Consider the following 20456-nt stretch of genomic DNA (forward strand, 5'->3'; position numbering starts at 1 on the left):
GGGGGCGGCCTCTGCCCCCGCCGCCCCCCCCCCCCCCCCCGGCGCCCCCCCCCCCCCCCCCCGCCCCCCCCCCCCCCCCCCCCCCCCCCCCGCCCGTGCCCCGTCATTTTTCTGTGCGTGCCAGCCACGCGATGAAAGAATAAGAAAGCGAAGCCCGCGCTGCGCGCGCGAGTCGAGCGTCGCTCGACTCTACAAAGGCTACGTGCGGGTATGGGTCTACGCTGCGGCTGTCTGGTCCGCCTTGTAGCTAGCCGAGCACCGCAGGTCCGGCGAGGGTGAAGAGGCGCGGGTGTCTGAGCGCAGCGAGTTCCGCGCCGCCCCTCGGCGGACCGAGGAGCGCAGGGCACCGGCGCGCAGCGCCGGCTCGCGGATGGCGGCGTGTTTCTTTGGTTACTTTCTTTGCACGAGCAAAGAAAGTGACAAGCCCACTCATCGCAGGGAAGCGACGGCGCCGACCAAGCACCCGGCGCCGCCGAACCGCCGTCAGCGCAGCCGGTCCAGTGCCTCGACCAGCTCATCGGCTAGCGGCGCGTTCAGCACGTACGGGCTCTTGCCGTCATCCAGCGCGAACTCCAGCGAGGCCGCGTGCAGGAACAGACGCTTCAGCCCGATCTGCTCACGAAGCCGCTTGTTGACCGCAGGATCGCCGTATTTGTCGTCTCCGGCCACCGGATGCCCCAGATGCTGGGCATGCACGCGGATCTGGTGGGTACGGCCGGTCTCGATGCGGACTTCGCAGTAGGAATGACCACCGCGACGCTCCAGCACACGGAAGTGGCTGATCGATTCCTTGCCGATCGCATTGACCTGCACATGGCGCTCGCCGCCCTGGCGCAAGCCCACGTGCAGCGGCGCATCGACCGTCATCACGCCGTCGGGCATGCGCCCGGCCAGCAGGGTCAGGTAGCGCTTGCGGATGCCGGCGCCGTGATCTTCACGCAGCAGCGCCTGCAGTTCGCTCAGCGCGGAGCGCTTCTTGGCCACGATCAGCAGGCCCGAGGTGTCGCGATCCAACCGGTGGACCAGCTCGAGGGTCTGGCCTGGGCGCAGGGCGCGCAGGGTCTCGATGGCACCGAAACTGATGCCGCTGCCGCCGTGGCTGGCCACGCCGGTGGGCTTGTTCAGGGCCAGCAGGCGGGCATCCTCGAAGACGATGGCCTGCTCCAGGCGGCGCATGAACGCCTCCGGCGGACCGGCCTTGTCTCCCTCTTCGGTGAGACGGACCGGCGGCACACGCACCTCATCACCCGCCTCGAGCTTGCGTTCGGCCTTGGCGCGGCCACCATTCACCCGTACCTGGCCGCTGCGCACCAGCTTGTAGACTAGGCTGCGCGGGGCACCCTTCAGCTGGCCGAGCAGGAAGTTGTCCAGACGCTGGCCGGCACGGTCGGCGGGAACGGTGATCATGCGCACGGAAGGCTTGTCGCCAGCGGGCTTGGTGGGGTCTTGGGCAGTCATCAGGCTGTTTATTCTGTTACACTCGGGGGGCGATATAAGGGATTGATTTCGTTGGAAGTTACTCAGGGCCAGAAGCCCAGCTTCCGACGAATCCGGCACAGTGCGCGACCACCGCCCGCGGGGCGGCCATGTTAGCGGCTCACCGGCCTTCCCGGCCATCGCCGGATGCCTGACACGCAACCGTGCTGAACATGTCCCGCGTGGCGCTCCAGCCTGGCTGACAGCTGCCTGCGGCCTGTAACACCCCAAAACCCATAAGAGTGAAGCGCTCCCGCGGCCTGCCGTGGTGTCGTAGCGCTGGAAACCCAAGCCGCCCTCCCCGCGCTTGCGCGAATGGGCGGCGAACCGTGTCCAGAGGCGAAACCCCATGGCGTTCCGCGCGGTAGCCGCTTGCGAGGAACGCAACAATGAAGCGAATGCTGATCAACGCCACGCAGGCTGAAGAGCTGCGTGTTGCCATCGTGGATGGCCAGTCGTTGTATGACATCGACATCGAGCAGCCGTCGAAGGAACAGAAGAAATCCAACATCTACAAGGGCCGGATCTTCCGCATCGAGCCCTCGCTGGAAGCGGCCTTCGTTGAATACGGTGGCGGCCGCCATGGCTTCCTGCCGCTGAAGGAAATCTCCCGCGATTACTTCCAGGCCGGTGTCGACCACAACAAGGCCGGCATCCGCGAACTGCTGAAGGAAGGCCAGGAGATCGTTGTCCAGGTCGACAAGGAAGAGCGTGGCAACAAGGGCGCCGCCCTGACCACGTTCATCTCGCTGGCCGGCCGCTACATGGTGCTGATGCCGAACTCGCCCAGCGCCGGCGGTGTCTCCCGTCGCATCGAGGGCGAAGACCGGGCCGCCCTGAAGGACGCCCTGGACAAGCTGAACATCCCCGACGACATGGGCGTGATCATCCGTACCGCCGGCGTCGGCCGCGATGCGGAAGAGCTGCAGTGGGATCTGGACTACCTGCTCAACGTCTGGCGCGCCATCGCCGAAGCCGCATTGAGCAAGCCGGCCCCGTTCCTGATCTACCAGGAATCGCGCCTGATCGTGCGCGCCCTGCGTGACTACCTGCGCGCCGACATCGGCGAGATCCTGGTGGACACCGAGGAGATGTACGAGCACGCCCGCGAGTTCATGCAGCAGGTGATGCCGCAGACCCTGCGCAAGCTCAAGCATTACAAGGACGACATCCCACTGTTCAACCGCTTCCAGATCGAATCGCAGATCGAAGGTGCCTACGAGCGCAACGTGCGCCTGCCGTCAGGCGGCTCGATCGTGGTCGACCAGACCGAAGCGCTGACCGCCGTCGACGTGAACTCCTCGCGCGCCACCAAGGGCAGCGACATCGAGGACACCGCCTTCCAGACCAACCTGGAAGCGGCCGAGGAAGTGGCCCGCCAGCTGCGCCTGCGTGACCTGGGCGGCCTGGTGGTGATCGACTTCATCGACATGGCCTCCAACAAGCACCAGCGCGAAGTCGAGAACCGCCTCGCCAACGCGCTGAAGTACGACCGTGCGCGCGTGCAGGTCGGCCGCATCTCGCGCTTCGGCCTGCTGGAAATGAGCCGCCAGCGCCTGCGCCCGAGCCTGGGCGAGTCGAGCCAGATCGTCTGCCCGCGTTGCGACGGCCACGGCCGCATGCGCAGCGTCGAGTCGCTGTCGCTGTCGATCATCCGCGTCGCCGAAGAGCATGCGATGAAGGAGAACACCGGGCAGGTGCTGGTGCAGGCCCCGGTGGAGATCGCCAATTACCTGCTGAACGAAAAGCGCAGCGCCCTGCGTGAGATCGAGCAGCGCCACGAGGCGCCGATCGTGATCGTCGCCGACGAGCAGCTGCACACCCCGCACTACACCGTCACCCGCCTGCGTGAGAACGAGCTGGGTGAAGAGAGCAACAAGCCCAGCTACCAGCGCGGCACCCCGCGCAAGCTGCCGGTGCACGCGCTGACCAAGGGTCAGCTGAACATCCCGCCGCCGGCGGTGACCCAGGTCAAGCACACCTCCCCCGCCCCGGTGCGCGAGGAAGTGGAGCCGGCCGCAGCGGCACCGGCCCCGGTCGTGGCAGCGCCGGTTGCAGCGGCCCCGAGCGGCGGCGTGATCGGTTGGCTCAAGCGCGTGTTCGGTGGCGAACCGGCGCCGGCACCGGCACCGGCGGCTCCGGTCGCCCGCCAGCAGCAGGACGGCGGTCGCAAGGACCGCAACAAGGATCGCAACAAGGACCGCAAGGACCGTCGCGACGACAACCGTGGCAACGGCGGCAACGGCAACGCGCAGCAGCAGAAGGACGGCGGCAACCGCAAGGAACGCGGTGAGCAGCGCAGCAAGGACGGCCGCAACGGTAACAACGGCAATGCCCAGCAGCAGCCGCAGCAGGGCAAGCAGAAGGAGCCGCAGCAGAAGGATGGCCAGCAGCAGCCGCAGCAGCAGAACAAGCCGCGCAACGAGCAGCAGGGCCAGAACCCGCAGCAGCCGAAGCTGAAGCAGCCGAAGCAGCCGCGCCCGCAGCAGGACGGTGACAAGCCGGCCGAGAAGCCGCAGCGCAACGCCGCCGAAGCACCGGCCGAAGCCGTGACCACGGCTGCAGCCGTGGCCGCCACCGCCGTCGCCGCCAATGTGGTGACCGCGCAGGAAGCCACCGCGCCGATCGCCCCGGTTGCGCCGGTGGCCGCCGCTCCGGTGGACACCGCAGCACCGGCCGAGACTGCTGCCAACACTGCCAGCGAGGCCGAGGTGGTTGTGGTTGCCGGTGAAGAGGCTGCAACCGACGCCAATGGCGAGCAGGCAGGCGAAGGCGCGACCCGCCGTCGTCGTGGCCGTCGTGGTGGCCGTCGTCGTCGTCGCGGTGGCGCCGAGAACGCCGCCGGCAGCGACGCCCTGGGCGATGACCAGGACGATGGTGACGACGGTGATGACGCCGAGCCGAACGTCGACAGCACTGCCGGCACTGCGCCGGTCGCTGCTGCGCAGCCGGCCCGTTCGCAGCCGGAGTTCGACTTCGATGACGAAGCCGAGCCGGCCGCTGCCGACGCCGCGAAGCCGGTCCGTGCTGCCGCCGCCGTTGCCGCCGCACCGGTTGCCGTGGTGAGCAGCGCCGTAGTCGAAGCCGCCGCGCCGGCCGTGGCCGAAACGCAGGCCCCGGTGGAAGCCGCTGCCAAGGCTGAGGCGGTGTCCTCGCCGGTGCAGACCAGCATGCTCGATGCCATCGACGCTGCGACCCCGGCCCAGCCGGTGACCGCTGCCGCGCCGGCAATCGAAGCCATTGCGCCGGCGACCGAAGCCAAGCCGGTCGCGGTTGAAGCCGCCCCGGTGGTTGAAGCCGCTCCGGTGATCGAAGCGAAGCCGGCGGCGGTCGAGGCTGCGCCGGTGGTTGAAGCCAAGCCAGAGATCGTTGAAGCCGCTCCGGTAGTCGAAGCCAAGCCGGTGGCCGTTGAGGCCGCGCCGGTGGTTGATGCCAAGCCGGTCGTCGAGCCGGTCGTTCCGGTGGCGGTGGAAGCCGCGCCGATCGAAGCCGCTGCCCCGGTCGCCGAAGCGGTGGTGACGCCGTCGATCGACCCGGTCGCCGATGGCCATGCTGACGCTGCAGCCCAGGCTGCAGAAGCCAAGGCCGACGAAGAAGACGAAGAGGCCGCCAAGCGCACGCCGCCGGCGAACTGATCGCGCTTTGATCGCGTGAAAGCGAAACGGCGGGGATCAATGATCCCCGCCGTTTTTGTTTGTGCTTCAGGCGCGTGAAGCGCTCTGGTAGAGGCCGACCTCGGTTGGCGCCGTTGTTGGAGCGGACCTGGACACACCCGTACCAACCAAGGTTGGCAGCTACCAGGACATCAGCGCGCAGGTGCGAACTGCAACCGGGTCCACACGCCGTAGTGATCGGATGCCCAGCGACCGCTGTCGTCGGGCTGGTCGAACAGCAGCTTCGCCTCGCGCGCGACCATCTCGTCCTGCTGGAAGAAGATGTGGTCGATCCGCGAAGGCGCCTGGTAGTAATGACGATTGAGCGTACTGACCCCGGCCAGGTCGGTGTTGACGTGCACGCTACCGTAGCTGTCGCCGTAGTGGCTGCGCAGCTCGCTCAGGTCGCCGGCATCCACCAGCGCATTGAAGTCGCCCGCGATCACCACCGGCGCACCGGCCGACGCCGTGGTGATGAAGCGCAGCAGGTCCTCGACCTGGGTGCGACGGATGCGCTGCCCACTCTCATCGCTGCGCTCGTTCAGATGCGTGGCGTAGACGTTCACCGGCGTACCGTCGACGTCGATGCGCAGGTGAGCCACGGTGCGGTAGTCGTCCAACGGCAGCAGCAGATGATCCCCCTGGGCGAGGATCGGCCGCCGGGTCAGCAGTGCATTGCCGTAGCGCTTGGGTGCCCCGACCGGATCGGTGGACACGAACACGTACTTGTAGCCGAGTTGGCTGGCCAGCCATTGCGCCTGGTTTCGCACGTTGCGGCGCTGGATCACCTCCTGCAGGGCAACCGCATCCGGCTGCAGGCGCTTGAGCTCGGCCAGGATGGTGCGGCGCCGGCTCGGCCAGTCTTCGCGGTCATGATGCAGGTTGAAGGTGACCATGCTCATACCCGCTGCGCTGGCAACGTCGGGCGCCGCGTTCGCGGCAGCCGGCCCGGCCGCCATCACCGCGCCCGGCACTGCCAATGCAATTGCCAGCCCCAGGGCACGCACCGACGTGCGCACCCCTGCCCCCTGTTGCTTCATCGTTACTGCCCCTTGCGTTCGGCGCGGCGCACCGCGCTCGGTACATCGATCTCGACCCGCGCCGGCAGCTGGTGCACGTGCAGTTCCTTGTTGAACCACTCGGCTGCTTCGCCGTTGATGCTCGCCTCGCCCGGATCACCGGCGTATGGCCACGGCAGCACCACGCCTCCCACCGGTGGCACCAGGCCCGGCTGCACCTCCAGCACCAGCTGCTTGTCGCTGCGCTGCAGGCGGTAGTTGAGCTGGCCCTGCGGCGTGCGCAGGCCTTGCACAGCGATGCCCTCGCCCTGCAGCCACGCGGTCGGTACGCCGGCGGCCAGCACCAGTGACTCGTCCATGTCGCGGTTGTAGGCGAACATGTCCAGGGCCGAGCGCACGAAGTCCGAGGCCACCCAGGCATGCGGCAGGTCACCGACGAAGAACGGCCTGCGCGGCGTGCGCGAAACCACTTCGGCCCACTGGTTCCAGGCCTGCGGTGCGCGGTCTTTGAAGAAGAACTCGGTGGCCTGCCAGGCGCGATCGCGCCAGCCCAGGCGCACGAACGCGGCCACGTTGCGCCACTCGTACGGGGTGTAGTCCTTCCACTCGCGCTTGCCGTCGCGACGGGCAACGAACTCGTTCCAGTAGCGTTCGAAGGTCGCCTCCAGCGCCTGCTGCGGCAACCTGCCCTGTTCGCCGCCCGGGGCCAGTGCGATGGTCGTCGACGTCGCGTCGAAGTCACCCAGCTCGGCCGAGCCCGGCAGGTAGTCGATGTTGTGCTGCTGCATCGCCGACAGCAGCGAGGCCTGCAGATCATCCCGGAACTGGTCGCGCGACTCGGTGATCTGCATCGCCTCGACCTTGCCCAGCTGGGTCGCCAGCAGGGCCGCGTCCTTGTAGCCGCGCAGTGCCCAGAAGTTGTCCCAGTACGAGTGCATCGGCTTGGCCGAATAGCCTTCGTGGCTGATCGAGGCCGGCATCATGCCGTAGAAGGCCGGGTTGCGTGCCCGGTTCTCCTCGGTGCGCTCGCTGGCGCGCAGCTGCTCCATGTAGCCGTAGGCGCCCTGCACGTGCGGCCACATCAGCTCGGTGAAAGTGCTGTCGCCGGTGTAGCGCCCGTACTCGGCGATGCTGTAGATCAACTCGCCATGGCTGTCGTTCTCCGGCACCGGGTCGCTACCACGTGCGTCGACGCAGCACGGCACCTTGCCGTTCTCGAACTGATACGGCGCATACCAGTTGATGTAGTCGCGCACCGCATCACTGCGGCCCATGCGCAGCAGGCCCTCGGAGATCATCGCGCCATCGCGGATCCAGCTGCGCGCATACGAACGCGTGCCCGGCTGCAGGCGTGGGCCGACGCGCGAGATCAGCATGTGCGCGACCGCGGTGCGCAGGGTATCGACCAGCGCCTGGCCCGCAGCCGGCACCTGCAGCGAGACCACGCCCAGCTTCTTCCGCCACTGCTCGGCCACCTGCGCCTGCGCCTTGGCCACGTCCAGCGCCTGCGGCGCCCAGCCACCGGTCTGTGGCAGCACCACCGCCACTTCACGGCTCTGCCCGGGCTCGAGCTTGATCGTGTACATCAGCGCACCCGACGCCATGCCGGTGCTGTCCTTCACCGCCGTGGTCGCCGGGTACGTGCCGCTTTCCAGATGCATCGCATCGAGCTTGCCGTCGAACGTACTGGCAAAGCGCGCATCCGGCACCTGCAGCGGGTAGATACGCGGCTCACCATTGACCCGCACCAGCTGCTCGCCCACGTCCAGTGCATCGATGCGGCTGAAGCCACCGACGGTGTTGAGGAACTGGGTGGGTGGGTTGACCTGCCACGGTCGGATCGCCAGTGCCAGCGTGTACTCGTGTGCGACCTTGTCCGGATTGCTCAGCCGGTAACGGCCGATCAGCTGCGCGCGCTCCGGCGTGCCCTGCACGAAGCTGGTCACCGCCAGGCCGACCTTCTCATGCACCCAGTCGACATTCGCGATCGGCAGGTAGTGATCCTGCAGCGACTGCGTGATGGCCACCTTGGACCAGTCCAGCAGCTTGCCGTCGAGGCGGATGAACGGTTCGATGCTGAAGCTGCCCTTGGCCGGCTCCAGTGCGCCATCCTCGCTGATCAACGCCTGTTCCTGGCCGCCATCAAGACCCAAAAGCGTCCAGTAGGGCTGCTCGCCCACATAGGCGCGCGGCAGCGAGCCGCGCGGCAGGTCAGCGGCCACCGAGGACAGGAATGCGTTCGGCGTGGCCGCGAAGGCCAGCGGCTTGAGCGCGATGTCACGGATGCCGTAGCGCCAGTTCGGGCCATCCTGCAGATCGAAGCGCACGTAACGCGCATCGGTGTCCGGCAGGGCCAGCCAGTCGCGGCCACCGGCACCACTGGTGACTTCACGCACGGTACGCCAGTCACGGCCATCCTCCGAAGTCCGCACGGTGTAGCGGCGCGCCTCCAGGTTCGGCAGCCAGTCGATCACCGCACCGCCGATCTCGCGGCTCTTGTGCAGATCCAGGCTGATGGTCTGCTGCTTGACCCCGCCACTGATCCAGAACGTATCGCTCTTGCCGTCGATCATGCGGTCCTGCAGCGCGGTGGCGGTATCAGCGATCACCGACGGCACCAGCGCCGAATCATCCTGCGGCGGCAATCCCTGCAGGGTCAGCTTGTCGAAGCACACGGTCCCGCGGCCGCCGACCTTGCTGTAGATCGTGAACTCGACCGCAGCGCTGCGTGCCATCTCTTTCTCGGGCGACGGCCCCCACGCCTTGTCGATCTGGCGACGGCGATACTCGACCGGCATCCACGCCTTGGGGAAACTGTAGCCGGGACGATTGACCCACCAGACGTTGTCGCCGCTGGCATCGATCAGCTTGAACTGCAGGTCGTTGCCCGGTGAATCACCGCGCAGCTGGAAACCGAAACGGTAATTGACCGGGTATTCGATGTTCAGCGCGCGGCGGATGCCGACGTAACCGGAGACATCGTGGAAGTCATAGTCCAGGCACAGCGCGCGGCCACCACCGGCGCCGCTGACCGGCCGCAGCGAACCGCTGACCTGGTCGGACAGCACCAGCTTCCAGGCTGCGATGTCGTCGAAGTCGTCCAGCACCTTCGGTGCCGGCAGCGCCGGTGGTGCGGCGATCGCCAGGGAGGTCCACAACAGGCCCAGTCCAACGGCGATCGCTCGCTTCATCCTTTGACGCTCCCCAGCAACAGACCTTGGATGTAGTACCGCTGCAGCACCAGGAACAGCGCCAGCACCGGGACCACGGTGACCACCGCGCCGGCCATCATCATTTCCACGTCCATGATGTGCTCGCGCGAGAGGGTGGCCAGCGCCACCGGCAAAGTGTAGTGCTCCTGGTCGGTCAACACGATCAACGGCCACATGAAATCGTTCCATGCGCCCATGAAGGTGAAGATCGCCAGGGTCACCAGCACCGGCTTGAGCATCGGCAGCACGATCTGGAAGAAGATCCGCAGCTCCCCTGCCCCGTCGATGCGGGCCGCTTCCAGCAGTTCGTCCGGAATGGAACGCGCGTACTGCCGCACCAGGAAGATGCCGAACACGCTGGCCAGCGCCGGCACGATCACGCCGCCGAAGCTGTTGACCAGACCGAGCTGCTTCATCAGCAGGAACAGCGGCAGCATCGCCACCTGCGCCGGGATCACCAGCGCCGCCATCAGCACCTGGAACAGGCGCTCGCGGCCGACGAAGTTCAGCTTGGCGAAGGCGTAGCCAGCCATGGTGTTGAGCAGCAGCGAACCCAGGGTGATGCCGACCGACACCAGCAGGCTGTTGGCGAAGTTGCCGCCCATGCCGGTGCGCGCGAACAACTCATGGTAGTTGCGCGTGGTGATGCTGGACGGCAGCAGCGGCGGCGGGAAATGGGTCGCCTCGCCCTGTGGCATGAACGAAACCGAGAGCATCCACAGCAGCGGTGCCAGGCTGACCAGGGCCAGCACCAGCAACGCACCATTGATCAACCACGGGTACCAGCGCGACTGGCCGATTTCACGACTCATACCAACTGCCTCTTGCGGCCGAAACGCAGCATCACGGTGGTCACCGCCAGGATGATCAGGAACAGCAGGAACGCCACCGCGGAGGCGCGTCCCAGGTTCCACCACTTGAAGCCTTCCTCAAACATGAAATACAGCACGCTGACGGTGCTCTGCAGTGGGTCGCCGCGGGTCATCACATACGGTTCGGCGAACAGCTGGAAGTAGCCGGACACGGTGATCACGCCGACCACCAGCAGCACCGGGCCGAGCATCGGCAGGGTGATGTGCAGGAACTGCTTCCAGCGCGAGGCACCGTCGATGCGGGCGGCCTCGTACAGGTCATGCGGGATGGCCTGCAGGCCGGCCAGGAAGATCACCATGTTGTAGCCGAAGTTCTTCCACACTGCGAACAGCATGATGGTCGGCATCGCCCAGTTGGGATCACCCAGCCAGTCGATCGGGCTGATGCCCAGGTGGCCCAGGCCGTAGTTCACCAGGCCGTAGCTGGTATGGAACAGGTAGCGCCAGATCACCGCCACTGCCACCAGTGTGGTCACCACCGGCGCGAACAGCGCGGTGCGGAACAGCGCCTTGAAACGCGCGGCAGGTGCATTCAGCAGCATCGCTGCGCCCAGCGACACGCCGATCGACAACGGCACGCCGATCAACACGAAGTAGGTGGTGTTCCACAGCGACTTCCAGAACATCGGCGTCTGCAGCAGATCGATGTAGTTGCCGAGGCCGACGAAGCGCAGGTTGCTGCTGTCGGCCAAGGCATACAGGTCGAAATCGGTCACGCTCAGCGCCAGCGCCGAGGCGACCGGCAGGCCGAAGAACATGCCCAGCACGATCAGCGAGGGACCGGCGAAAATCCAGCCGGCAAGCGAGGTACGTTTCATTGCGCGCTCCCGGCGGCCACGGCACTGCTCGATTGCGGCGACGGCACGCGCTGCTGCAGGCGTTGTTGTTCATGCATCCAGCGGCGCTTGGCCAACACCTTGTCCACGCGCTGGTCCAGCTCTTCCACGGCCTTGTCCTGCGCCAGGCCACCACGCACTACCTTCTCGGTGACGATGCGCATTTCCTGCACGATGCGCTCCCACTCAAGCACCTTCGGCGTCGGCTTGACCCGCTCCAGCTGGTCACGGAACGCAGCGGCCAGCGGATCGTTGGCCAGCGACGGGGCGTACCAGGTGCTGCGACGCGGCGGCAGGTCACCGATGATGGAATGGAAGCGCGCCTGGATCTGCGGGCGCGACAGGAACTCGATCAGCTTCCAGGAGGCTTCCTTCTGCTGCGACTTGCGGAAGATCACCAGGCTGGTGCCTCCGGCGATGCCGGCGCCCGGTCCGTCCGGACCCGGCAGCGCGGCCGTACCCCACTGCCCTTCAAGTTCCTTCGGCTGCAGCTTCTTGAACTCGCGGATGTTCCAGGGGCCGGAAATGTAGAACACGTTGAAGCCACGGAAGAACTCATCCCAGACGTTGGAAATCTGCGTCTCGGACATCTTCGGCGCCCAGCCCTGCTCGAACATGTTGGCGTAGAAGGTCAGCGTGCGACGGAAGCCCGGGCTGGCGAAATTGCCGCGGGTGTCGTCGTCGCGCAGCAACGGATCAGGCTGCTGCAGTGCCAGCGAAAGCTGCTGCTCGAACTCGTTGATCGGCATCAGCACCGCATAGCGGTTCGGGCCCTGCATGCGCTTGATCGCCGCCATCTGCTCGTCCCACTCCTGCCAGGTGCGCGGCGGGTGGTCGTAGCCGGCCTTGGCCAGCAGGTCCTTGCGGTAGTAGATCAGGCGGGTATCGACATACCACGGCACGCCTACCAGTTCGCCGTGGATCACATTGGTATCCCAGATGCCCTGGAAATAGTCCTTCGGGTCGACCACGGCCGAGCGCTGCACGAACGGCTGCAGCGGCGTCAGCGCGTCCAGTTCGGCGAACTCCGGCACCCAGGTGTTGCCCAGCTGGCACACGTCCGGCAGGCCGTCGGCGGCGAACGCGGTCAGCAGCTTCTCGTGCGCGGCCGTCCACGGAATGTTCTGCACATCCACCTTGATGCCCGGATTCTCGGCCTCGAATTCATGGATCAGCTCGCTGACCACCTCCGCCTCGCGTCCCATCGCCCAGAAGCGCACGGTGGTGGTGCCCGGTTCGGTACGGGCGCAGCCGGCCATGGCCAACACGGCCAGGGCAGGCAGCGCCCAGCGGCGCAGGCGGTCGATCCAGTTCGGCATCGGGTTACTTGCCCTGGCCTGTATTGCGGTTGGCATTGTTCTTCTGTTCCTGCGCGGCAGCCGCGCGTGATTCGGCGATACCCACCGCGCGTGCCGCCGCGGCCTTTTCGTCTTTCTGCAGTTCCAGCGGCTGGAACGAACCTTCCGGTGCCAGCCAGCCACCACTGAACCCGGCCCGCTCCAGTCCCTTGCGGATGTACGGATTCTTCTTCATCACTTCCCACACGAAATCATTCCGGTAGTTGGCGATCATGGTCAGGATCGGGCCCTGGTCGATGGCGATGTAGTCGCTGGCGACCCAACCGCGATCCGGCACCAGGCGGCCGGTCTTGATCGGGATGTCGTAGTTGAAGCTGGGGTTGAACGAATCCAGGAAGCCGTAGCTGGAATAGATGTAGTCGCCAAAGCGCTTGTGCATCTCCAGCGTGGCCGGGATCACCTGCTCGGGGGCGAACACCACCGACGCGATCGCAGCGGTGGGAGCGATGGTGCCGTCGTCGAAGTTCTCCCGCAGGCCGGCGCCGCGCGAGGAGTAGTGGCGGAACTGGCGCTGCTCGCCGCGGTACTCCTGGGTGGTGTTCTGCGGGCCGTCGCTGGCGGTCAGGCCCCATACGTTCTCGCCATAGTCCTTCCACTGCATCGGGTTGGCGATGGCGTACTCGCGCTGGGCCAGGGCAGCCGAGCGGCTGTTGAGGAAGTAGGTGCTGCCGCGCTCGCGCATGTACGCGTCCTGGATGTCGCGGAAGTCGATCCAGACATGGCTGTACTGGTGGCCGAACAGCGGGCCGAACGACAGGTATTCCTGGCCCTGGTAGACGCCCCAGTCGTTGTCGTAGGTGCGCGTCCACACCGTCCACGCATCCGGGCTGACCGGGTGCGTCGGCGAACCCAGGGCGAGGATGTAGACCATCATCGCCTCGTTGTAGCCCATCCAGTCGTGGTCGATGAAGCCGCTCTCCGGGAACCAGCCCATCGAGATCAGCGGCGCACGCTGCTGCAGCCACGGCCAGTCGACCTTCTTGTACAACGTGTCGGCGATCTGGCGGATCTCCTTCTCGCGCGGATCGTCACCGTCGTAGTACGACTGCGCGAACAGCACGCCCATCATCAGCAGCGCGGTATCCACCGAGGACAGTTCAACCCAGCTGTCGTAGCGACGCCCTTCCTGCATGTCCAGGAAGTGGTAGTAGAAGCCCTTGTAGCCGGCCTTGCCGGTGCGCTGCGGCCCCATCGGCACGTCGCGGAAGAACTTCAGCGTGGTCAGGGTGCGGTCGATCGCCTGGTTGCGGCTGACCCAGCCGTTCTCGATGCCGATCGGATAGGCGGTCAGCGCGAAGCCGACCGAGGCGATGCTGGCGAACGGCCGCGACGGATAGCGGTCCGGGGTCAGGCCGTTGATCTCGTTGGTGGTATCCCAGAAGAACTGGAAGGTACGGCGCTCGATGTCATCGAACAGCGGCGGCAGCACCGGCTTCATCGGCCGCGGCGGTGCGTCGGCCTCGATCAGGATCACCGGCGGCCGCGGCTTGGCAGGTTCCTGCTGGGCCGGCTGGCAGGCGGCCACGGCCAGGCTCAACGCTGCGGCGGACAACAGATGGCGTGCCTGCATGGCGCGATTTCTCCGGTGGTCTGATCGATGGGAAAGCATACCGTCCAATGATCTGAAATCGTTTACAAGATGCGTTCTGAAAAAACCACGAAAAACGTGGTTTGACACCGCGATCATTGCCCATGCCGCTGCCGCCTGGCCGGCAGCGGCATGGGCAATGGACCGGCACGGGGCCGGCCATTGCCGTTTTCACGCAGCCGATGCCGCCGGCGGAACGGCGGCATCGGGGTACTGCATCGAGCGGTTCCGCTTAGAAGCGGAAGCCGACCTCCGCCTTGACCTGGCGCGGCGTACCGATGATGTCGCCGGTCTCGTTGTAGCTAACCAGCAGCTTGCCATCGCTCTTCACGTAGTTCAGGTTCGAGAAGTTGTCGAAGTTGAGTACGTTGATGATGTCGATACGCGCGTACAGCTCGGTATCGCCGGCCAGCTTGAAGGTCTTGGTCGCCTGCAGGTCGAGCGAGCGGTAGCCGAAGATCTTGCCGCCAAGCAGGAAGTGACCATTGCCCGACGGCGTGCCGGCAGCCGGGGTCGGCAGGCAATTGGAATTGCCGGCCTGGGCGATGCAGGACCAGTCGTTGCCCGGGGTCGGCGTGGCCAGGGTCAGCTTGCCGCCGAAGGTGATGCCCCAGAAGCCATCGTATGAACCGGTGACCACCAGGCGGTGGCGCGGCGCGCCGTTGGACTTGATGGTCGGGTACTCACCGATGGTGCCGCGATCGAACGAATAGTGCTCGTTGATGTTGCGGTTGTGGCGGGCATTGGTCCAGGTATAGGCGATCGAGGTGCCCCAGCCGCTTTCCTTGCTGTACGGCTTCTGCGCCGACAGCAGGATCTGGGTGGAGCGGGTCTTGATGCCCTGCTGACCGATGATCAGGCTGCCGAAGCCCGGAATGTTGCAGCCCCACGGCTGACCATAGGTCGGTTCTTCAGCACCGCACAGCATCTGGTTGTCGAAGAAATTGCCGTTGTTGAAGCGATTGCCCAGCGTGTAGGCGAAGCCATCGTAGGTCAGCGTGCGCGAAATCGTCGCGTCGGTCAGCCACTCGCCGAACTGATTGCTCATACCGAGGCTGAACTGGTCGGCGTACGGCACCTTCATGTTGTTGTTCAGCAGGTCGACTTCCATGCCGTCATTGCTGGTGGCGCCCAGCAGTGCCTGCACGTTCTCGATGCCGTTCAGCAGGTTCGGGTTCCAGTCAAAGCACGGGGTCTGCCCGTACATGCAGCTGCCGGTGGTCGGGTTGCGGAAGAACACGGTCGGCTGCGGCAGTGCCAGCTTGGTGGTCTCCAGCGCGAGATTGTCGAACAGATCGCGATCATAGGACCGGCCGGCGCCACCATGGAACACGTGCTGCTCGTCGGCGTTGACGTCATACGAGAAGCCCAGGCGCGGCTGCCATGCATCCTTGAAATTCTTGCGATTGTGACCGGTGCTGATGTAGTCGTTGACGTTCAAACCACTGAGCGCCAGCGTCTGCGCATAGGTCTGACCCGGAGGTGCATGCCTGTCCTGCGAGAACAATGCGTTCACAACTTCCGGCGGGGTCACGAAATCGGTATAGACCGGGTTCTTTTCGTAATCCCAGCGCAGGCCGATGTTCAGCTGCAGGTGGTCATTGACCTGCCAGTCGTCCTGGATGAACAAGCCGATCTGCTTGACCTTGGCGCGCACTTCAGACTGCACGCCGGTGACACCGGTGCTGGCCTTGGTGAACTGCGCCTTGTAAGGGGTACCGGACGAGAAGGCAGGATTGTCGATGGTGTAGAAGAACTGCGGATTGATCTGCGCCGCGTCGGAGGCGTACAGATCGATCTGCTTGTACTTGGCACCCATCTTGATGGTGTGATCGCCCGCCCACTGCAGGCCATCCAGAGTCAGGTTGTCTTCGATCGCCCAACCCTTCTGGCCTTTTACCTGCGAGGCGAACGCATCGGCTGCGCCGATCTGGACGAGGGTCTTTTCCTGCGGGGTGTTCCGGTTCTTGTCACCAAAGTCAGGCGCGGTGTAGATGATGCCGTTGCCGTAGTTCAACGGCAGCGGATTGTTGAACGCCTCTTCATGGGTGACCATCAACTCGTTGTAGAAGCGCTCGCCGCTGTGGTTCCAACGCAGGGCATAGCGACGGTCGGTGTTGTCCACCACCTTGCCGTGCACCTTGGCGGTCTGGCCGCTGAACTGCTCCTGGGTTTCGTCACGGTCCTGGAAGGTCAGCTCGATACGATCGTTATCGGTCGGCTCGAAATCGATCTTGGCGAAGATCAGGTCCTGCTGGAATGGCTGGCTGGCCGGGCCCAGGCCGGCGGCACCGTCAGCGGGCAGATTGGCGGCCGACGCAGTCACCGCACCGTCCGGCGCGATGGTCACCGGCAGATCGAAGCGCTTGGCTTCATAGGTGACGAAGAAGTGGGCCTTGTCCTTGATGATCGGGCCACCCAGCGCAAAGCCGTATTCCTTCTCGGCCGAGTCTTCCTTGCGCTTGCCCGGCTGGCGTTCGGCCGGGGTCATCGCACGCATGCTTTCGTTGGTATAACGGTAGAAGGTCTCACCCTTGAACTCGTTGGTACCGGACTTGGTCGCGGCGGTGATCGCGGCGCTGGAGACCTGGCCGTACTCGGCCTTGTAGTTGCCGCTGATGACCTTGTACTCGCCAATGGCCAGCTGCGGGAACGGGTTGCCGGCGCTGCCGGACTGGCCGGAGATGCCGCCGCCCTTCACGTAGCTCTTCTGGCCCACACCGTCGATGTAGACGTTGGTGCCGTCAGCGTTGGTGGCACCACCGCGCAGCGAGGTGTTGCCCTTGGCATCGCGGGTGAAGATCATGCCCGGCACCGCGTCGGCGAACTCCAGGAAGTTGCGCGAGACCTGCGGGGTGGTCTGGATCTGCTGCAGGCTGACGGTCTTGCCGACTTCGGACGTGCGCACTTCCTGCAGCAGGGTCGGCGCGACGACGTTGACGGTGTCCAGGTTGGTGGCCGCGGTCGAACCCGGGGTGCTGCTGGCGGCGCCGGCAAAGTTCAGCGTAGCGGTCGAGGCCACGGTGACGGTGACCTTCTGCGACTGGCCGTTGGCGACCACGTCATAGGTGCCCGGGTCCAGACCCATCAGCGAGTAGCTGCCGTCGGCACGCACGGTACCGCGACGGACGGTGCCGGTGGCGACGTTGGTGGCGGTCACTTCGGCGCCGGCCTGGGCGCCGGATACCTGGCCGCGCAGGCTGGCATTGGCCGACTGCGCCATGACGTTCGGAGCGGCGGCCAGCATCAGGCAGCTGACCAGTGCGGTGCTCAGCAGCCGGCGTGCCGGCGTGCGGAAGGTGGTGTGCATCATCAACTCAATCTCCGGGTGGCGGTAACCGCTTGTGCGGTCCCTGCGATCAATCAAAAAAAGAAGGAACGCCTCTGGCTTCAATGGCCCGATGGCGGAGTGGTGGAATCGCGAACTATCAAGCGGGGAACCAGGGTCTGCTTGTCCCCTGTCCCGTCCGTGGAGGTGCCGTCCATCAACTGCAGCAGGCGCGTCATGGCCCGGTCGCCGAGCTCGGCGATGCTGACCTGCATGGTGGTCAGCGACGGGTGGACGAAACGCGCCAGTGGAATGTCATCGAAACCCGCCAGGGCGACATCGGTCGGAACACGGACACCGGCCTGCGTGAACGCGTACAGGCATCCCAGGGCCATCATGTCGTTGGCGGCGAACACGGCATCAGGCAGCGCTCCGGCTGCCAGCAACTCCTGACCGGCGCGATGGCCGGAAGCTTCGTCGAAATCACCGGGCAGCTCGATGCCCTCGGCGCCACCGCCAAAAGCCGCCAGCGCGTCACGGAAGCCGCGCAGGCGCTCGCGCGCGTCGAAGTTGAGATCCGGGCCAGAAATGAAAGCGATGCGACGGTGGCCCGCGTCGAGCAGATGGCGGGTCATCGCCATCGCACCGGCATGGTCGTCGATGCTCAGCACCGGGTGGTCCTGCCCGGGCAGATAGGTGTTGATCAACACCGTCGGCAACGACTGCGGCAGGTTGTCGGTCAGGAAACCGGGGCTCTCGGCATAGGGCGAGAGCACCAGCAGGCCGTCGACGCGGCCGCGCATGGCGCGCAGGGCCGCGCCCTGCTGCTCCTGGTCACCGTGGTAGCTGGACACCAGCAGGTGCTGGCGACGGCTACGGGCGACATTGTCGATGCCACGCATCAGTTCGGAGAAGAATTCGCCGTACAGGTCAGGCAGTACCACGCCCACCGTATTGGTGCGGCGGCTGCTCAGGCTGCGGGCGGCGGCGTGCGGGGTGTAACGCAGCCGTGCGGCCACCTCCAGCACAAGCTGGCGGACCGGTTCGGCGACATTTTCATGCCCGTTGAGCGCGCGGGAAACCGTGGCCACGGAGACCCGGGCTTCGCGAGCGACGTCTTTGATTGTGATAGCTGCCTTGTTCACGAAGCCGCCCTCCACGGCTTGGACCTACCAGCATTGGCGCGGAATGTAAGCGTTTCCATCTGGGCTTGTAAACAGTCCGTTAGGCGAATGTCCCGAAATGGACATGGAAATCTGTCTGCAGCGAGCCCCCGCAGGGACCCGCCAGGACAGCGTGGGACAAGGGCTCAGCCCTGTTCTGACGGGGTCTGCGCGCGGATGGACAACGCGTGGATATCGGTCTCCATCATCGTCCCCAGCGCGGCGTACACCGCGCGATGCCGGGCCAGCGGGCCCAGGCCGGCGAAGCGTTCACTGACCACATGTACGTTGAAATGGCCGCGGCCATCGCGCGCACCGGCATGGCCGGCGTGGCGATGGCTGTCGTCCTCGATCTCGAGCACGCTCGGCGCCAGCGCATGCTGCAGCGCATCACGCATTCGCGAGATCCGTTCCGCGTTCACGGCAACACCTTCCGGAACGGTCGCACCTGCACGCGGGTGTAGACGCCGGCGGCCACGTACGGGTCGGCGTCGGCCCAGGCCTGGGCCTGCAGCAGCGACTCGAACTGCGCGATCACCACCGAGCCGCTGAAACCGGCCGGGCCGGGGTCTTCACTGTCCACCGCCGGGCAGGGGCCGGCCAGCAGCAGGCGTCCCTCGTCGCGCAGCGCGTACAACCGCGCCAGGTGTTCCGGCCGCGCCTGCAGCCGCTGCGCCAGCACATCCTGGCCGTCATACCCTTCGATCACATACCACACCGGCATTTCCTCGCTTGCGTTGTCGGGTCCGCAGATTCTAGCCAATGCGGCCCCTGCCCCGGCCCGGCTGGACACTGGCGCAACAAAGGCTTACCCTAGACTCCATTGCACGTGGCTGGATGCAGCAGCCCGTCGGTTTTTGCGGCCAACGCAGCCCCCGACGACCGTCCCGCTGCTTCAAACCGGACCACCTGGCCGGGCCACGTAGACGACCTCCCCGTAGTTCCGTCGCTGCCGTTTCCTGCGGCGCGTCCTGCTGTTTGATATGTGTGGAATCGCGCCGATCCCGGCGTGTCTGGTGCCTTGGGGCTCCGTGGCGTTGGCCCGGCGAACCCGGTGCCGCGACTGGTCCGTTGCAATCCTGATGTCCATTAGATGACTTCCGAACTCGCGCTCGACGCGAACCCGCCAACCCGGCCGCCCGCCCCCCAGCAGCAGGAAATGCCGCTGGCCGTGGTGCATGGGCAACCGGTCCTGCAGATTCCGCAGGACCTGTACATTCCGCCGGACGCGCTGGAAGTCATCCTGGATGCCTTCGAAGGCCCGCTGGACCTGCTGCTGTACCTGATCCGCCGCCAGAACCTGGATGTCCTGGACATTCCCGTCGCCGAGATCACCCGGCAGTACGTGGAATACATCACCGTGATGCGCGAGCTGCGCTTCGAGCTGGCCGCCGAGTACCTGGTGATGGCCGCGATCCTGGCCGAGGTGAAGTCGCGCATGCTGCTGCCGCGCCCGGTCAGCGAGGAAGGCGATGAAGCCGACCCGCGCGCCGAACTGGTGCGCCGGCTGCAGGAATACGAACGCTTCAAGCAGGCCGCCGAGGACATCGACGCCCTGCCCCGCCAGGACCGCGACACCAGCCTGGCCCATGCCTTCATGCCCGAACGCGCCACGGTGAAACTGCCGCCGCCGGTGGACCTGAAGGAGATGCTGCTGGCCCTGCACGACGTGCTCAAGCGCGCCGAGCTGTTCAGCGGTCACGCCATCAAGCGTGAGGCACTGAGCGTGCGGCAACGCATGGGCGAAGTGCTGGGACGCCTGGAAGATGGCAAGTTCTATCGTTTTGAAGGCTTGTTCACGGCCGAAGAAGGCAAGCTGGGCGTGCTGGTCACGTTCCTGGCGGTGCTGGAACTGGCCAAGGAACAGCTGCTGGACATCGTCCAGGAAGAACCGCTGGCGCCGATCTACGTGAAATCGCTGGCCGCCGGCAACACCAACGCCCCGCTGCAGTTCAGCAGCGAGTTCGACGACAACGACGCCGCCAATGCAGACGAGTGAGCGCTGACTGCC

The 20456-nt window shown here is 65.9% G+C and carries 13 protein-coding genes; 2 read left to right on the forward strand and 11 right to left on the reverse strand.

The genetic code is table 11. The features are described 5' to 3' along the window. Nucleotides 1–483: 483 nt before the first annotated feature. Entirely contained in the window at nucleotides 484–1458 is a 975-nt protein-coding gene (locus V3B25_RS01650) for an RluA family pseudouridine synthase (RefSeq protein WP_049401092.1), read from the reverse strand. Between the two features lie 407 nt (nucleotides 1459–1865). Between V3B25_RS01650 and V3B25_RS01655 the strand changes: the two genes are divergently transcribed. Further along, complete coding sequence (locus tag V3B25_RS01655; RefSeq protein WP_329809894.1) at nucleotides 1866–5111, forward strand: Rne/Rng family ribonuclease; 3246 nt, start codon at nucleotides 1866–1868, stop codon at nucleotides 5109–5111. Between the two features lie 170 nt (nucleotides 5112–5281). Here V3B25_RS01655 and V3B25_RS01660 read toward each other — a convergent pair whose 3' ends face one another. The 10 genes from V3B25_RS01660 to V3B25_RS01705 form a co-directional block, all read right to left on the reverse strand. Next, a complete protein-coding gene (locus tag V3B25_RS01660; RefSeq protein ID WP_329809895.1) occupies nucleotides 5282–6169 on the reverse strand; it encodes an endonuclease/exonuclease/phosphatase family protein in 888 nt (295 codons plus the stop codon). 2 nt (nucleotides 6170–6171) lie between these two features. Next, nucleotides 6172–9339, reverse strand: coding sequence for a discoidin domain-containing protein (locus V3B25_RS01665; RefSeq protein ID WP_049424002.1), 3168 nt, complete (start codon nucleotides 9337–9339; stop codon nucleotides 6172–6174). Next, nucleotides 9336–10172, reverse strand: coding sequence for a carbohydrate ABC transporter permease (locus V3B25_RS01670; RefSeq protein WP_006378064.1), 837 nt, complete (start codon nucleotides 10170–10172; stop codon nucleotides 9336–9338). Before V3B25_RS01670 ends, V3B25_RS01665 begins: the two co-directional genes overlap by 4 nt. Then, a complete protein-coding gene (locus tag V3B25_RS01675; protein ID WP_006378065.1) occupies nucleotides 10169–11050 on the reverse strand; it encodes a sugar ABC transporter permease in 882 nt (293 codons plus the stop codon). Before V3B25_RS01675 ends, V3B25_RS01670 begins: the two co-directional genes overlap by 4 nt. Continuing rightward, the gene (locus tag V3B25_RS01680; RefSeq protein WP_329809897.1) at nucleotides 11047–12387 is read right to left on the reverse strand and encodes a sugar ABC transporter substrate-binding protein; all 1341 of its coding nucleotides are present in this window, start codon (nucleotides 12385–12387) and stop codon (nucleotides 11047–11049) included. The genes V3B25_RS01675 and V3B25_RS01680 overlap by 4 nt, the downstream gene beginning before the upstream one ends. Before the next feature lie 4 nt (nucleotides 12388–12391). Continuing rightward, nucleotides 12392–13996 (reverse strand): glucoamylase family protein, encoded by a 1605-nt coding sequence (locus tag V3B25_RS01685; RefSeq protein ID WP_049423996.1) that lies wholly within the window; start codon nucleotides 13994–13996, stop codon nucleotides 12392–12394. 250 nt (nucleotides 13997–14246) lie between these two features. Further along, on the reverse strand, nucleotides 14247–17327 hold the full coding sequence (locus tag V3B25_RS01690) for a TonB-dependent receptor (protein WP_049423992.1): 3081 nt from the start codon (nucleotides 17325–17327) through the stop codon (nucleotides 14247–14249). Between the two features lie 77 nt (nucleotides 17328–17404). After that, nucleotides 17405–18442: a LacI family DNA-binding transcriptional regulator gene (locus V3B25_RS01695; RefSeq protein WP_032129774.1), complete on the reverse strand. Its 1038-nt coding sequence runs from the start codon at nucleotides 18440–18442 to the stop codon at nucleotides 17405–17407. 149 nt (nucleotides 18443–18591) lie between these two features. Further along, nucleotides 18592–18843, reverse strand: a complete 252-nt coding sequence (locus V3B25_RS01700) for a BolA family protein (RefSeq protein ID WP_032129775.1) — start codon at nucleotides 18841–18843, stop codon at nucleotides 18592–18594. Between the two features lie 20 nt (nucleotides 18844–18863). Then, the gene (locus V3B25_RS01705) at nucleotides 18864–19163 is read right to left on the reverse strand and encodes a YciI family protein (protein WP_329809924.1); all 300 of its coding nucleotides are present in this window, start codon (nucleotides 19161–19163) and stop codon (nucleotides 18864–18866) included. Between the two features lie 375 nt (nucleotides 19164–19538). On the opposite strand from V3B25_RS01705, the gene V3B25_RS01710 reads away from it, so the two are divergent. After that, the gene (locus V3B25_RS01710) at nucleotides 19539–20444 is read left to right on the forward strand and encodes a ScpA family protein (RefSeq protein ID WP_006456456.1); all 906 of its coding nucleotides are present in this window, start codon (nucleotides 19539–19541) and stop codon (nucleotides 20442–20444) included. Nucleotides 20445–20456: the final 12 nt, after the last annotated feature.

The sequence above is a fragment of the Stenotrophomonas sp. SMYL8 genome, assembly GCF_036320065.1.
Taxonomy (GTDB): Bacteria; Pseudomonadota; Gammaproteobacteria; order Xanthomonadales; family Xanthomonadaceae; genus Stenotrophomonas; species Stenotrophomonas maltophilia_A.

What these genes read in the sequence shown, in the direction of transcription:
- V3B25_RS01665 (WP_049424002.1), bottom strand. Translation starts at nt 9,339, where the DNA reads ATGAAGCGAGCGATCGCCGTTGGACTGGGCCTGTTGTGGACCTCCCTG.
- V3B25_RS01675 (WP_006378065.1), bottom strand. Translation starts at nt 11,050, where the DNA reads ATGAAACGTACCTCGCTTGCCGGCTGGATTTTCGCCGGTCCCTCGCTG.
- V3B25_RS01655 (WP_329809894.1), top strand. Translation starts at nt 1,866, where the DNA reads ATGAAGCGAATGCTGATCAACGCCACGCAGGCTGAAGAGCTGCGTGTT.
- V3B25_RS01660 (WP_329809895.1), bottom strand. Translation starts at nt 6,169, where the DNA reads ATGAAGCAACAGGGGGCAGGGGTGCGCACGTCGGTGCGTGCCCTGGGG.
- V3B25_RS01700 (WP_032129775.1), bottom strand. Translation starts at nt 18,843, where the DNA reads ATGCGTGATGCGCTGCAGCATGCGCTGGCGCCGAGCGTGCTCGAGATC.
- V3B25_RS01670 (WP_006378064.1), bottom strand. Translation starts at nt 10,172, where the DNA reads ATGAGTCGTGAAATCGGCCAGTCGCGCTGGTACCCGTGGTTGATCAAT.
- V3B25_RS01680 (WP_329809897.1), bottom strand. Translation starts at nt 12,387, where the DNA reads ATGCCGAACTGGATCGACCGCCTGCGCCGCTGGGCGCTGCCTGCCCTG.
- V3B25_RS01710 (WP_006456456.1), top strand. Translation starts at nt 19,539, where the DNA reads ATGACTTCCGAACTCGCGCTCGACGCGAACCCGCCAACCCGGCCGCCC.
- V3B25_RS01685 (WP_049423996.1), bottom strand. Translation starts at nt 13,996, where the DNA reads ATGCAGGCACGCCATCTGTTGTCCGCCGCAGCGTTGAGCCTGGCCGTG.
- V3B25_RS01690 (WP_049423992.1), bottom strand. Translation starts at nt 17,327, where the DNA reads ATGATGCACACCACCTTCCGCACGCCGGCACGCCGGCTGCTGAGCACC.
- V3B25_RS01650 (WP_049401092.1), bottom strand. Translation starts at nt 1,458, where the DNA reads ATGACTGCCCAAGACCCCACCAAGCCCGCTGGCGACAAGCCTTCCGTG.